The sequence below is a fragment of the Streptomyces bohaiensis genome, assembly GCF_012033785.1.
GTDB lineage: Bacteria > Actinomycetota > Actinomycetes > Streptomycetales > Streptomycetaceae > Streptomyces > Streptomyces bohaiensis.
The window spans coordinates 1-13964 of record NZ_JAAVJC010000121.1; the positions used below are offsets into that span (position 1 = coordinate 1).

Genomic DNA, 13964 nt, shown 5'->3' on the forward strand with positions numbered 1-13964 from the left:
CGCCTCGGCGGGGTCGGTCCGGGCCCGGTTCGGCCGGTCGATGCCCGGACCGTCGCCCGAGGACCGGCCCGCCGGCCGTGGCTCGCCGGTCGGCCGTGGTCGTGCGGTCGCCGCGCGGTGGCCCGTCGGACATCCGGGGTCCCCTCGGGCTGTGGGATCGGTCACGCGGGGCCGCCCGCCGTCGGGGGCGCCGGCAGGCTCCGGGAGCCCCGGAACGCGCGGGGGTCTCCGGCGTTGCGGGGTCGCGCCGGACGCCTCATCACCGCTGCTGCCAGGGGCGACTGACGCCCGGACGGGGTGGTTCGCGTCCGTCGGGGACCGTGCGCGGCGTGGCCCGCCGAGCGCTCCGAGGCGGGTCTCGAGGGGGTTCCGGGACGACGAGGCGCGCTCCCGGCGCACCCCCAGAGATGGGATGATTGGGCCGTTCAGAGCGATACGACGGAGAGTGCATGTCCCAGTCCGAACAGGCGGCCCCCACCGACACCATGACGCCGTCCGGGGTCCCCCCGGTCATCGCACCCGAACATCCCCCCACCCTCGCGCCCGCCCCCGTCTCGCCGAAGCTGCGGGCCGGGATGGTCGTCACCCTCATCCTCGGCAGCCTCTCCGCGCTGCCGGCGCTGTCGATGGACCTGTACCTGCCGGCGCTCCCCGAGGTCGGCAACGTCCTCGGCACCTCGGCCTCCAGCGTCCAGCTGACCCTCACCACCTGCCTGCTCGGCCTGGCGCTCGGCCAGCTGATCATCGGGCCGATGAGCGACCAGCTCGGTCGGCGCCGCCCCCTCATCGTCGGCATGGTCTGCTACGTCGTCGCCTCCGCCGCGTGCGCGCTCGCGCCCGGCATCGAGGCACTCACCGCCTTCCGCCTGCTCCAAGGGCTCGCGGGTGCCGCCGGCATCGTCATCGCCCGCGCCGTCGTCCGCGACCTCTACGAGGGCGTGGCGATGGCCCGCTTCTTCTCGACGCTGCTGCTGATCTCCGGCGTCGCGCCGATCATGGCCCCCGTGCTCGGCGGGCAGATGCTGCGCGTCACCAACTGGCGCGGCCTGTTCGTCGTCCTCGCCGTCCTCGGCCTGATCCTGGTCCTCATCGTCGCCCGGTGGCTGCCGGAGACCCTCCCGCGCGAGCAGCGGCACAGCGGGGGCGTCGGTCCGGCGCTGCGCACCATGGGCGGCCTCTTCCGCGACCGGGTCTTCACCGGGTACCTGCTGGCGGGCGCGCTGACCTTCGCGACGCTGTTCGCCTACGTCGCCGCCTCGCCGTTCGTGGTGCAGGAGATCTACGGCGGCTCGCCCCAGACCTTCAGCCTGCTCTTCATGATCAACTCGATCGGCCTGGTCGCCGTCAGCCAGATCAACGGCAAGATCCTGGTCGGGCGGGTCTCCCTCAACAGGGTCATGGCCGTCGGCCTGGTGATCATCACCATCGCCGCGGTGGCGCTGCTGCTGGTCACCGCCGGAGCGTTCGGCGATGCCGGGCTGGTGCCGGTCTCGGTCGGGTTGTTCGTGCTGATGGCGGCCATGGCGCTGGTGCTCCCCAACGCCAACTCGCAGGCGCTCACCCTGACTCCGCACGCCGCCGGTTCCGCCTCGGCGCTGCTGGGCGCCTCGCAGTTCTTCATCGGCGCCGTCGCCTCGCCGCTGGTCGGCATCGCCGGCGAGCACACCGCCGTCCCCATGGCGGTCGTGCAGCTCAGCTGTGTCGTCCTCGCCGCGCTGGCGTTTGTCGTACTGTGCAGGCCATGGCAGACGGGCAGGACGCCGACGGCGGCGTGAACGACGAGGCGGCGGCTCCGGCGGGCGGCGCCTCGGGGGCGACGGGCGGCGACCCGCTCCGGGAGCTGGTCCGGTTGACCGAGGCGCTCCCACGGGACGCGGCCCCCGGCACCGCCGGTGGCCGCGCCTGGTGCGGCGGCGCGGTGCTGCTCGCCGGGCACCGGGACCGCACGCTGGTGCGCCACGCCGCCGGCTGGGCGGCGCGCTGGGCCGCGCACGACCGGGAGCTGCCGCTCGCCGACCGCGCACCGGTCACGCCCGAGACCCTCTTCGACCTGGCGTCGGTGACGAAGCTCTTCACCGCGATCGCCACCGTGCAGCAGCTCGAACGCGGCCGCATCGGCGTCGAGGACCCGGTACGCGACCACCTCCCCGAGTTCGGCGCGGCCGGCAAGGACGCGGTCACCGTCCGGCACCTCCTCACCCACACCTCCGGGCTCCGGCCCGAACTGCCCTTCCACGAGGGCGGCTGGCCCGAGCGGCTGTGGGCCGAGGCGCCGCTGGACGCCCCGGGAACCACCCGTCGCTACTCCGACCTCAATCTGCTGACCCTGCACCTGCTGCTGGAGCGGGTGACCGGCCGGCCACTGGACGCGCTGCTCCGCGAGGAGGTGACCGGGCCGCTCGCCATGGCCGACACCCGGTTCGGGCCGGTCCCCGCGGCGCGGGTGGCGGCCACGGAGGACCAGTGGCGGCCCTGGGCCAAGGCGGACCGGGGGATGCTGCGCGGCGAGGTGCACGACGAGAACGCCGCCGCGCTCGGCGGTGTCGCCGGGCACGCCGGACTCTTCGCCACCGCCGACGACCTCGCCCGGCTGTGCCGGGCGCTCCTCGCCGGCGGCGGCCCGGTGCTCCGGCCGGACTCCGTCGACCTGATGCTGACCGCGCCCGGCCTCGGGTTCGCCGTCGACCAGCCCTCCTTCATGGGCGCCCTGGCCGGCGCAGGCGCGGCAGGCCACACCGGGTTCACCGGCACCTCGCTGGTGCTGGACCGCCGGTCCGGGGGCTTCCTGGTGCTGCTGGCCACCACCGTGCACCCCGTCCGCCCCGCTCCGGCCGACAGCACCCCGCGCGCGGCGGCGGCCACGCTGCTGGCGCGGGCGCTGGACGGCTCCCCGCGCGGGCCGCACGCCGCAGGGGCCTGACCGGCGCGTCCGGAGACCGGCCGTCCTGACCGCGGCGCCTCGCCGCCGTTCCCCGGGCGGACCGGATCAGCCCGGGACCAGCCGGTCGAGCGTCCCGGCCGGGAGGGACAGCGGCGTCTCCGGCGGCAGCAGTCCGGCCGCCGCGGCGGTGTCACCGGCCCGTACCAGCTCCCGCACCCGGTGGGCGAGCGGCGTGACGTCCCTGAGGGAGACGATCCACGCGTCGGCGTACCGGGCCGCAGCCTCGCCCGCCAGTCCCAGCTGGAGCGAGCGGTACGGCAGCGGCCGCAGGGCGAGGTCCCGCTCGGGGTCCCACTGCACCCGCGCCGGGGCCTGCCGCAGCGCGCGCCGCCACGCGGGACGGTCGGCGTGCAGCGTCGAGGTGTAGTGGGAGAGGACCGCGTTGCGCAGCGCCCACTCCAGCCCGGCGCGGTCGATCTCGACGGCGAGCACGGTCTCCTGGTCCTGCTTGGTGCCCCACCCGGAGCGGTACATCATCCACAGGAACGAGGGCTTGACCCAGGTCATCCGCTCGCGCCGCCACGTGTCCGGGAACCGGCCGTCGCGCGCCGCCGGGCCGCCGATCGCGGGGGAGTACGCCTGGTAGACGGTGACGGTGGTCCCGGTGTGCAGGGCCCGGATCTCGTGGCGCGGCCGCCCGGTCCGCGCGTCGTCGGTCCGCCCCGTCGTGGCAGCAACGGCGCCCTCGGCGCCGTCCAGCGATTGCTCCGCCACCGCGTGCCCCCCTCCGGCGGGGCCTGCCCCCGCAGGGGCGCCACGGTAGCGCCGGGGTCCGGCGCACCGCCCCCGCTTTTCCGCCCGCCCCGAATCATCCGCCCCGACCCTTCGCCCGCCCCCGCCTCTGCCCGGCGTCTCCGCCCTGACCCCGGCCGCCCGCCCCGTCCCACTAGGATCTCCGGGTGACCACGACCACCGGCGACCGGCTGCGGAGCGCCCTCGACGCCCTGCTCGACGGCCTGCCCCCGCGGCAGCTGAGCGGCGCCGTCGAGCGGCTGATGACGCACTACCGGGGCCGTACGCCGACCGGCGCCCCGATCCTGCGGGACCGCGCCGACGCGGTCGCCTACGCCGCCTACCGCATGCCCGCGACCACCAGCGCGGTCTCCGCGGCCCTCGGTGAGTTTGCCGCCCGGCTGCCGGGCTGGTCGCCCGCGAGCCAGCTGGACGTCGGCGGCGGCACCGGTGCCGCGGTGTGGGCGGTCGCGGGAGTCTGGCCGGGCGAGCGCCGCGTCACCGTGCTGGACTGGGCGGGCCCCGCGCTGGAACTGGGCCGCGAGCTGGCCGACACCGGCGCCGGACCGCGGGTGGCCGGCTGGGAGAAGGAGCGCATCGGCCCGGGGCTGGAACTGCCCGGAGCGGAGCTGGTGACGATCTCCTACGTGCTCAACGAGTTGACCGAGGAGAGCCGCGACGCCGTGGTGGACGCCGCCGCCGCGACGGGTGGGGCGGTGGTGCTGGTGGAGCCCGGGACGCCCGACGGCTACCTCCGGATGCGGCGCGCCCGGGACCGGCTGACCGACGCGGGGATGCGGGTGCTCGCGCCCTGCCCGCACAGCGGCACCTGCCCGCTCGAACCGGGCGCAGACTGGTGCCACTTCGCGGCGCGGGTCTCGCGCTCCTCGCTGCACCGCCGCGTGAAGGGTGGCGAACTTCCCTACGAGGACGAGAAGTTCAGCTACGTCGCCGCCGTGCCCGCCGGTTGGGACACGCCCGGTGCGGCTCCCGGGCGCATCGTCAGACGGCCGCAGCAGCGCAAGGGCCAGGTCCTGTTGGACGTCTGCGAGCCCGCGGGCGAGGTGCGCCGGGCCACCGTCACCAAGCGGACCAAGGACGCCTACCGCGCGGCGCGGGACGCGGAGTGGGGCGACAGCTGGCCCCCGGCGAGCGACCCCGCCGCCCCTACCGCTCCCGCCGTTCCGGGCGGTCCCGCCGCCGGCGACGACGGCGTGCCGGAGTGAACCGTGCGCCCGGCGCCGCCATGCGCCGTGTCGTGCCGTGCCATGCCGTGGGTCAGCTCCGCAGCTCCCCGGTGCAGCACTTCACGCTGCCCCCGCCCTTGAGGAGTTCCCCCAACTCCACGGCCACCGGATCGTACCCGCGCTCCCGCAGCGGCCCGAAGAGCCCGCCCGCCTCGCGGGGCAGCAGGACGTGGTGCCCGTCGGAGACGGCGTTGAGGCCGAGCGCCAGCGCGTCGGGCTCCTCGGCCAGCACCGCGTCCGGGAACAGCCGGGCCAGCACGGTGCGGCTGCCCGGTGAGAACGCCTCGGGGTAGTACATGACGGCGTCGTCGCGGCTGTCGTCGAGCACGCACAGCGCCGTGTCGAGGTGGTAGAACCGCGGATCGACCAGGTCCAGTCCGATGACGGGCCGGCCGAAGAACTCCTGCGCCTCGGCGTGCGACAGCGGGGAGCTGCGGAAACCGCGCCCCGCGAGCAGGAACCCCGCCGTCACCGCGAAGTCCCCCTCGCCCTCGTTGACGTGTTCGGGCTCGCGGAAGTAGACGGGGGCAGCCGCGCCGCTGCTGCGCAGGTGCCACTCGCGGTGGAGCGCGGCCTCCGGGCGGCGTTCGGGGTGGGCGAACCGGGCGCCCAGCACGCGGCCGTCGATGACGGTGGCGCCGTTGGCGGCGTAGACGAGGTCGGGCAGGTCGGGGTGCGGGTCCAGTTCGTCGACCGTGTGGCCGAGGGCGCGGTAGCGGTCCCGCAGCGCCTGCCACTGGGTGACGGCGAGCGGCAGGTCCACGGGGGTGGCCGGGTCCATCCACGGGTTGATGGCGTAGGTGACCCGGAAGTGCTCGGGCGGGCACATCAGATAGCGGCGGGGTGAGTACAAGGAGGGCTCCTCACGACGACCGGCTGTGCGGTGTGCCCAGTGTGCACAGCGTTGGTCGTGAGGAGCCGGAGTTCCGCGGAGTTGCCGCCGGAAGGTGTCACTTCTTCTCGCGCAGCCGCCGCAGCCGCCGCAGCCGCCGCAGCCGCCGCAGCCGCCGCAGCCGCCGCAGCGGCGCACGCGCGAGCCGCTGCTGCGGATCGCCGGCCGGGGCGTTCGGCGGAGCGGCCTTCCGAAGGAGCGCCCCCTCGGAGAGGTTGCTGCGGGTGCCCCCAGGCCCGGCGTCGATCCGACGCGGTGCTTGCTCATCGCGGACTCCTTGTCTCCCGTGGGGCGGGGCCCGGCGTTCCCCAAAGGGGGCCGGCGACTCCCCGAATGGCAGTTCCAGAGCGAGGCGAGACGTAGCGTCTCGTCAAGACGTGGCGTCTCGCTAGACTGCCGTCATGAGCCAGCGCCCCGACCCCGACCAGCCTCCCGCGTCCGGAACCGGCGCCCGGCGGCCGCCGGACCCCAGCCGCCGCAACGCCCGTTCCCGGGCCGCGATCCTGGGCGCCAGCCTCCAACTGGTCGGCGAGGTGGGGTACGCACGGCTGACGATCGAGGCCATCGCGGCACGCGCCGGTGTCGGCAAGCAGACCATCTACCGCTGGTGGCCCTCCAAGGCGGCCGTGCTTCTCGACGCCTTCACCGAGAACGGGGGCGAGCCCGGGGCGGAGCCCGCGATCCCGGACACCGGCGACCTCGCCGCCGACCTGCGGGCGGTGCTCCGCGCCACCGCTGACGAGTTCTCCGACCCGGCGTTCGAGGCGCCCTACCGGGCCCTCGCGATCGCCGGCGCGCAGGACGCCGACCTCTCCCGCGAGTTCGACGCCCGGCTCGCCGGCGGCGGCATCGAGGTGTACATCACCCGCCTCCGCGCCGCGCGGGACGCCGGCCAGCTCCGGGAGGACGTCGACCTGCGGCTGGCGGCCGAGATGCTGACCGGCCCGTTCTTCCAGCGGTGGTTGGCCCGGCGGGGGCCGCTGGACCACGACTTCACCGACGCACTGGTGGACACCGTCCTCGCCGGGTTGCGCCCCCGGGGCTGAGGGCGTGCTCTGACGGCGTGTTCTGTGGGCGGAGGCGGCCCGCGCGCGGGCCACCTCCGCCGGTCGGGCACGCGGCGGCCGGATTCCGCCGGTCCCCGACGGCTCCGCGACCGGCCGTCCGGCCCGCGGCGGGAGCTGCGAGCGGAGCCGTCGGGCCCGCCGCTGCGGGCCGGGTCGACGTTCCGGTGTACGGGACGGCCCGCCGGGCAGTCGGTGGTGACGGCGGGTGACGTACGTCATCCGGCCTTCGGGCCGGTCCGATTACGCATTCCCCAGCCACACAGTGCAGGATGGCCCCAGTCGCCACCCCCCGCTCCAGGCGGGCGGCCCTCGGACGAAGTGAGGCGGTACCACGCTCATGGAACGCGAGAGCAGGATGCCCCGCTGGTTGCGACGCGGCGCGAGGGGCGCGGCCGCCGCCGACGCCGCCGTCGCACGACGCCGTGACGAACTCCTGCTCGCCGCCGCGGCGGGTTTCCCGCTCGCTCGCGCCGCCCACCCGCAGGACTACGGCTGCTCGTGCGAACGCATCGGCTGTCCCACGCCGGGCCGCCACCCCGTCTCGTTCGCCTGGCAGACCGAGGCGACCACCGACCCCGAGCGGATCGGCCGCTGGTTCGACGCCGACCCCGCCACCAACGTCATCACCCCGACCGGCCGCGTGCACGACGTGCTCGACGTGCCGCTCGCCGCGGGCGAGGCGGCGCTGGCGCGGCTGGAGGCCGAGGGGGTGGAGCTCGGACCGGTCGCCGTCGTGGACCCCGACCGGATGCTGTTCTTCACCAAGACCCGCGCGCCGGACGACGAGGAGGAGTGGTGGCCGTGCGAGCTGGACTGCCACCCCGAGACCCTGGACGAGCACCCGGGGCTGCGCTGGCACTGCCGCGCCAGCTACGTGCTGCTGCCGCCCTCGCGCGTTCCCGGCGGGGGCGGTGTGCGTTGGCTGCGCGGCCCCGAGCACTCGCTGCCGGAGCCGCTGAAGTTGCTCGAGGCCCTCACCGACGCCGGTGCCGTCCTGCTCGCCGAGGAGGAGGCGGACGGCGTCGCGCGCGATGAGCCGGTCGGCTGGTACGGCCGCTGAGACCGCGCCGCCCGGCTCCCCGCCACGGCCCTCCCCGCACCCGGCTTCCCGCCGTCGCGCCGCGCCGGTCGCCGTCCCGGGACGCGTGTCGCGCCGGGGTCACTCCCCGGAGGCGGAGACCACCCCGAAGACCCGTGAGACCACCTCGACGCCCTCGCCCTCCAGCTCCGGCAGCAGCGCGGCCTGCACGCTCATCCGCCGGGTGGTGACCGACCGCGAGGCGTCGCCCTCCAGCAGCGCCTCGACGTACTCGTCGACCACCGGCGTCTCGCCCTCGGCCCAGGTCTGCTTCTCGTGGTGCTCGGAGGAGAAGAACACCACCGCGCCGTCCTCGGTGCGCAGCCCGAAGGGCACCGAGTGCGCCCGGCCGCCGGTGCTGTCCTGGTACTGCACGACGTAGGCGGCCTCGTTACCGGCCTCCTCGCGGCGTTCGCGCTCGCCGGAGGTGAGCGGGCCGTCCTCGTAGGGGCCCTCGCCCTCCGCCAGGTAGGCCACGTACCCCTCGGCCAGCTCCGCCGGGCTCATCGCGAGCCCCTCGGCCTCGTCCTCGGCCACCGCCTGCGCCCAGCCCTCCTCGTCGCGGGTGAACCGCGGCACCTCGTCGGCGTCGAAGGTCAGCAGGTAGGCCGCGCGCCAGTCCTCGGTCACCGCGTCGCGGGTGAAGACCATGAGCCAGCGGTCGTCACCGCGGTTGGTGGCGGTGTCGACCACGAAGTGCTTCGGCCAGCCGGCCTGCCGCGGAATGTGGAACTCCGGGTCCTCGAACGCCATCGGCACGTAGCCGGGGTTGCCCTCCGGGTGGACCGCGCCGCGCGCCCGATGGCCGGCCGAGTTGATGGCGGCCAGGGCCCCGGCGTCCGCCGTCGCGTTCAGTTCGGCGTCGTAGGTGGGGTTGACCTCGTTCTTGATCTCCGCGTACCGCTCCAGCGCCTCGGCCGCCTCCTCCTCCGTGGTGGACGGGAGCACCGCCTCCTCGCCGCGCACCGTCACGCAGCCCGCCAGGGACATCGTCACCGCCAGCCCCGTCAGGGCAGCCGTCAGCCGTCCTCGCACCCGCATGGTGGGGCCCCTCCCCGTCACCTCGTGTGCCGCGGGCGCGGCCGGCCGCTGCCGGTCCGGAACGCGCTTCGGCCACCGCATCGGAACGGCGCCCCGCGGACAACTCCCGCATGGGATGATGCCGCACGCCGCGCCGACGACCTGCCAGGGGGTACGTGATGAAGGTTCCGTCGGAGCCCGACGGGGGCCCGGCCCCGGTCGGTTTCCGGGAGGCGCTGGTGCGGTTGCGCACGGCGCAGAAGTCCGCCAAGGGCGTCTCGCTCTACTCCCGCCACGTCAACCGCCCCCTGGGCAGGCTGCTCGCCGCCGCGGCGTACCGGGCCGGGCTGGGGCCCGACCAGGTGACGCTGGCCAGCGCGGCCCTCAGCTTCGCCGGCATCGCGCTGATCGCGCTGGTGCCGCCGTCCGTCGGGCTGGGGTTCGGCGTCTGGGCGTTGCTGGTCGCCGGGTACGCGCTGGACTCCGCCGACGGCCAACTGGCCCGGCTGCGCGGGGTGTCCGGGCCTGCCGGTGAGTGGCTGGACCATGTCGTGGACTGCGTGAAGATCACCGCACTGCACTCCGCCGTCCTCGTCTCCTGGTACCGGTTCGCCGAACCGCCCCACGCGGCGTGGCTGCTGGTGCCGCTGGTCTTCCAGTTGGCGGCGGTCACCACCTACTGCGGGGGTCTGCTGACGGAGAAGCTGAAGCCCCGTCCCCTGCCGGGGGCGCCCGCGCCGCAGCCCTCGACGGTCCGCGCGGTGGCCCTCCTCCCGGTGGACTACGGGGTGGTCTGCCTGGTCTTCCTGCTGCTGGGGCTTCAGGCGGCCTTCCGGGTCGGCTACACCGTGCTGGCCCTGGCGGCGGTGCTGCTGCTGGGGGGGTTTCTCGCCAAGTGGTACCGGGAACTGGCCGATGCGCCGAGTCGGCCGACGCCCGCTCTGCTGGACGGGCGGAGCGGACCGGCCGGGGCGGGGGCCGCCCGCGACGCGGAGCGGGTCAGCTCTCCGCGGAGCGGATGACCTCCGCCCCGCCGGGTGCCGGGGCCGCGAGGGCGTCGAGGGCGCCGCGCAGCTGCGTGCTGGAGGTGTGCACGGTGTAGGGGAAGTAGACGACCTCGACGCCGACGGACGCCATCGCCGCCTCCAGCCGCTCGCCCTTGGGGGTGCCGCGCCAGTCGTCGCCCTTGAAGATCACGTCGAACCGCACGCGCCGCCACATCTCCAGCTTGTCGTGGGAGGTGTCGACGAAGGCGGCGTCGACGAAGCGGATTGACCGGACGATCTCCAACCGCTCCACCAGCGGGATCACCGGTGGCCGTCCCTTCATGCCGGTCGCCGTCTCGTCGGAGACGACCCCCGCCACCAGGTGGTCGCAGCGGGCGCGGGCGTGCCGGAGGATGTTGAGGTGCCCGATGTGGAAGAGGTCGTAGACCCCGGGCGCGTAGCCGACGGTGTGCGACATGCCGTGACCCCCCGGTCATCGCGGCGCGGCGGCCCGCCGTCCCCCGGTCCGGCGCCGCGCCAGTTCGCTCTCGGGGGCCGACGATAGCCGCTGCGGGGCGGACGCACCGGGGGATCGCGCCAACCGGTGGGGGAACCGGCGCGGTACGGCCGGGATTGATCGGCGCGCAGCATACCCGGGCAGGCACTCCCCAGAACGCTGACACGCCGTGGGGTTCTGCGGATAGTCTGAGCACGGAGCGCTGTCAGGGGAGGCAGAGCCCGGGGGAGGAGTTTGACGTTGCGCGACACTTTCGTCGATCCGCCGATGGGTGGCGAGCCCGGCCACCGCCCGCAGCCCGTCTACACCGTGCCCGTCACCGAGCCCGAGTCCCGACGCGGCGACCGCGAGCGTCTGCTGCTGGTCTCCACCAACTACGCCCCGGAGCAGGCGGGGATCGGCCCCTACGCCACCCAGGTCGCCGAGCACTGGGCCGCGGACCGGGGCGCCGAGGTCCACGTCCTGGCAGGGATACCCCACTACCCCTCCTGGCGCCCCGACCCCTCCTACCGCGGCCGCTGGCGTGCCACCGACGAGCGGTCGGGCGTGCTGGTGCACCGCCGCCGCCACACCGTGCCGCGCCGTCAGACCGCCGTCCGGCGCGCGCTCTACGAGGCGTCGATCCTCACCCACGGCCTGGTCGCCCCGCCCCGCATGGGGCGCCCCGACGCCGTCCTGGCGCAGATGCCGAGCCTCGCCGGCGGCGTCCTCGCCGCGCGCATCGCCCGTCGCCACGCCGTGCCGTTCGTCCCCGTCGTGCAGGACCTCATGGGCGCCGCCGCCGCGCAGAGCGGCATCACCGGCGGCGGGCGCGTCGCCGGGGCGGCCGCCGCGCTGGAGGGCCGGGTACTGCGCGCCGCCGCGCTGGTCGGCATCATCCACGAGACGTTCCGCGAACGGGTCCACGCCCTGGGCGTCCCCGACCACAAGGTCCGGCTGGTGCCCAACTGGTCGCACGTCGCGCCCGCGGGCGACACCCGTGAGGAGACCCGCGAACGTCTCGGCTGGACGGGGCGCACCGTGCTGCTGCACGCCGGGAACATGGGGCTGAAGCAGGGGCTGGAGGTGCTGGTGGAGGCCGCGCGCCTCCACCCCGCGCTGCACGTGGCGCTGATGGGCGACGGCAGCCGACGTGCCCACCTGACCGCCCTGGCGGCCGGCCTGCCCAACGTCCAGTTCCTGCCGCCCGCCGACAGCGGCGACTTCACCGATGTGCTCGCCGCCGCCGACGGGCTGGTCGTCACCCAGCGGGCGTCCGTCCTCGACATGAGCGTCCCCTCCAAGCTCACCAGCTACTTCATGGCGGCCCGGCCCGTCATCGCCTCCGTCGCGCCGGACGGGGGCACCGCGCAGGAGGTGCGCCGATCCGACGCCGGCTGGCTGGTGCCGCCCGAGGACCCGGCCGCACTGGCCGCCGCGGCCGCCGAGTTGGCCGAGGATCCGGCGGTCGCCACCGCACTCGGCGCCCGCGGCTTCGACTACGCTCGGGCGCACCTGGGACGCGAGGCCGGCCTCGGCCGGATCTCCGCGCTCCTCGACGAGGCCATCAGCGAGCACCGTGCCACCGCCGGCCGCCCCGTGCTGCGGGCGCCCGGCGCACAGCCGGGGCCGGCACGGCCGAACGGCAGGAAGGGAAACCCGTCGTGAAAGAGGCCACGGCGCGCGAGGAGGTCCGCGGCGGCCCCGGCCACGACGAACCCGACCTGCTGCGCGACCAGTTCCGGCAGTTACTGCGCTACCGGCTGCTGATCGCCGCGGGCGTGCTCCTCGGCACCCTCGGCGGCGGCTACCTCGGCGTGGCCACCAGCGACACCTACATCGCGACCAGTGAGATCGTGGTCCGCGCGCCGGCCAGCGACCCGTTCGACGGCACCTCGCTCGACCGCGTCGCCATGGGGTCCGAGCGCCGCACCGCCGTCAGCGACACCGTCGCCCAGCTCGCGGCGACCGAACTCGGCCGGCCCGAGGACGAGGCGGACGACCTCAAGGAGGACCTCCAGGTCACCAACCCGCCCAACACCGAGGTGCTGCGGTTCTCCTACACCGCCACCGAGCCGCAGACCGCCGCCGGCCGCGCCAACGCTTTCGTCCGCGCCTACCTGGGCAACCGCCAGGCCGCCGCCCAGGACCTCGTCGACTCCATGGTGGGCGCGCTCCAGGAGCAGCGCACCGCGCAAGAGGAGCGACTGGAGGAGACCGAGGACCTGATCAGCGGCGCCGTCGACGGCACCCGCGCCCACGAGGAGGCCCTCGCCTCCCGGGCCGCGGTGGTGGCGCGCCTCGGTGAGATCGACGCGCGCGTCAGCGAGCTGCGGTCGCTGGACACCTCCGGCGGCCGGGTCATCACCCGGGCCGCCGTACCCGAAGCGCCGTCGGGTCCGGGGCTGGTGATGCTGCTGGTCCTGGGCACCGCCGTCGGCGTCGGCATCGGCCTGCTCGCCGCCTGGATCCGGCTGGTCTTCGACCCCCGGGTCCGGTCCGCCGGGGACGTCGCCCGCGAGCTCCGGGCGCCGGTGCTCGGTGTGCTGCCCCGCACCGACCGCCCCGCGCCCGGCCAGCTCCTCGCCGAGGGGCGGCTGGCGGAGGAGTACCGGTCGGTCGCGTTCCGCCTCGCCTACGACGAGGCGTTCGCCGGACGCCGCAGGCTGCTGGTCGTCGCCCCGCGCGGCACCATCGAGACCCCGCTGGTCACCTCGGTCAACCTCTCCGCGGCCTTCGCCGAGATGGGCATGGACGCCCTCCTCATCGAGGCCGACCTGCGGACACCCAGCCTCACCGACCAGCTGCGCCACGCGGACGGCGTGCGCCCCGGCTGGGTCTCCACCCCCGGCAGCGACGGCGGTTGGCCCGCCGGGCTGCGGGTGCCGATCGACGCCGGCGAGTCCGGCGTCTTCGACCTGGTGCCCGGCCGCCGGGTCCGCAACGTCCCCCGGGCGCTCACCTCCCCGCCGGCCAGCCACCTCATCGGCCACGCCGACACCCGCGGCGCGGTCGTCACCGTCCTGGCGCCCGCCGTCCTCTCCTACGCCGACGCGATCGCCCTGGTGGACCGGGTCGACGGCGTCCTGGTCGTCTGCGACCCGCACGAGGTGCGCCGCGACGACCTCGCCCGGGTCCGGGAGCTGGTGGTCGGCGCCGGCGGAGCGCTGCTCGGCGCGGTGCTGCACTCCTGGGGGAGCGGCAGCGACCGGCAGGAGGAGGCCGAGGAGGACTTCCACGAGGACGAGTGGGAGGCCGAGCCCCGGCCCCGCGCCGGTCGGGTCACACCCCGGCAGCGGCCCGCCGCCGGCCGGCCCGCCGGCGAGGGACGGGTCCCCGTCCCGCACCGGGACGTCGGCTCCGAGACGATGGGGCTGCGGATACTGGACCCCGACGAGTTCGACGGCCGCGGCGCGCGTGACTGACCGCTCCGCCGGCCCGCCCTCCGGGTCGCCCGCCCGAGCTGCCGCCCGCCGACGGGCTCCGCGGCGGGGCGGCCACGGGC

General features: G+C 75.7%; 12 protein-coding genes. 8 read left to right on the forward strand and 4 right to left on the reverse strand.

Annotation, left to right across the window (positions count from 1 at the left end):
* The first annotated feature begins 449 nt into the window (after positions 1 to 449).
* Both HCN52_RS14445 and HCN52_RS14450 read left to right on the forward strand, forming a co-directional pair.
* Positions 450 to 1775 carry a multidrug effflux MFS transporter gene (locus tag HCN52_RS14445; RefSeq protein WP_168088863.1) on the forward strand — a complete coding sequence of 442 codons (1326 nt, stop codon included), beginning with the start codon at positions 450 to 452 and terminating at the stop codon, positions 1773 to 1775.
* Positions 1742 to 2920: a serine hydrolase domain-containing protein gene (locus HCN52_RS14450; protein ID WP_168088864.1), complete on the forward strand. Its 1179-nt coding sequence runs from the start codon at positions 1742 to 1744 to the stop codon at positions 2918 to 2920. Before HCN52_RS14445 ends, HCN52_RS14450 begins: the two co-directional genes overlap by 34 nt.
* Positions 2921 to 2986: 66 nt before the next feature.
* On the opposite strand, the gene HCN52_RS14455 is transcribed toward HCN52_RS14450, so the two are convergent.
* A complete protein-coding gene (locus tag HCN52_RS14455) occupies positions 2987 to 3562 on the reverse strand; it encodes a DUF4291 domain-containing protein (protein ID WP_312876701.1) in 576 nt (191 codons plus the stop codon).
* 278 nt (positions 3563 to 3840) lie between these two features.
* On the opposite strand from HCN52_RS14455, the gene HCN52_RS14460 reads away from it, so the two are divergent.
* Positions 3841 to 4899, forward strand: coding sequence for a small ribosomal subunit Rsm22 family protein (locus tag HCN52_RS14460; protein WP_312876700.1), 1059 nt, complete (start codon positions 3841 to 3843; stop codon positions 4897 to 4899).
* A 52-nt stretch (positions 4900 to 4951) separates the two neighbouring features.
* Here HCN52_RS14460 and ddaH read toward each other — a convergent pair whose 3' ends face one another.
* The gene (ddaH, locus tag HCN52_RS14465) at positions 4952 to 5773 is read right to left on the reverse strand and encodes a dimethylargininase (protein WP_338315575.1); all 822 of its coding nucleotides are present in this window, start codon (positions 5771 to 5773) and stop codon (positions 4952 to 4954) included.
* A 440-nt stretch (positions 5774 to 6213) separates the two neighbouring features.
* Between ddaH and HCN52_RS14470 the strand changes: the two genes are divergently transcribed.
* Positions 6214 to 6858 carry a TetR/AcrR family transcriptional regulator gene (locus tag HCN52_RS14470; protein ID WP_168088865.1) on the forward strand — a complete coding sequence of 215 codons (645 nt, stop codon included), beginning with the start codon at positions 6214 to 6216 and terminating at the stop codon, positions 6856 to 6858.
* Positions 6859 to 7216: 358 nt separating this feature from the next.
* Positions 7217 to 7939 carry a bifunctional DNA primase/polymerase gene (locus tag HCN52_RS14475; protein ID WP_168088866.1) on the forward strand — a complete coding sequence of 241 codons (723 nt, stop codon included), beginning with the start codon at positions 7217 to 7219 and terminating at the stop codon, positions 7937 to 7939.
* 99 nt (positions 7940 to 8038) lie between these two features.
* Here the strand turns inward: HCN52_RS14475 and HCN52_RS14480 are convergent, their stop codons facing one another.
* Complete coding sequence (locus tag HCN52_RS14480) at positions 8039 to 8998, reverse strand: SCO2278 family lipoprotein (protein ID WP_168088867.1); 960 nt, start codon at positions 8996 to 8998, stop codon at positions 8039 to 8041.
* A 158-nt stretch (positions 8999 to 9156) separates the two neighbouring features.
* Between HCN52_RS14480 and HCN52_RS14485 the strand changes: the two genes are divergently transcribed.
* A complete protein-coding gene (locus HCN52_RS14485) occupies positions 9157 to 9999 on the forward strand; it encodes a CDP-alcohol phosphatidyltransferase family protein (protein WP_168088868.1) in 843 nt (280 codons plus the stop codon).
* On the opposite strand, the gene HCN52_RS14490 is transcribed toward HCN52_RS14485, so the two are convergent.
* Complete coding sequence (locus HCN52_RS14490; protein WP_168088869.1) at positions 9977 to 10441, reverse strand: FAD synthase family protein; 465 nt, start codon at positions 10439 to 10441, stop codon at positions 9977 to 9979. The two genes, HCN52_RS14485 and HCN52_RS14490, sit on opposite strands and share 23 nt — an antisense overlap.
* Positions 10442 to 10840: 399 nt before the next feature.
* Between HCN52_RS14490 and HCN52_RS14495 the strand changes: the two genes are divergently transcribed.
* Both HCN52_RS14495 and HCN52_RS14500 read left to right on the forward strand, forming a co-directional pair.
* Positions 10841 to 12127 carry a glycosyltransferase gene (locus HCN52_RS14495; protein ID WP_245175151.1) on the forward strand — a complete coding sequence of 429 codons (1287 nt, stop codon included), beginning with the start codon at positions 10841 to 10843 and terminating at the stop codon, positions 12125 to 12127.
* Positions 12124 to 13884, forward strand: a complete 1761-nt coding sequence (locus HCN52_RS14500) for a lipopolysaccharide biosynthesis protein (RefSeq protein WP_209314537.1) — start codon at positions 12124 to 12126, stop codon at positions 13882 to 13884. Before HCN52_RS14495 ends, HCN52_RS14500 begins: the two co-directional genes overlap by 4 nt.
* Positions 13885 to 13964: the final 80 nt, after the last annotated feature.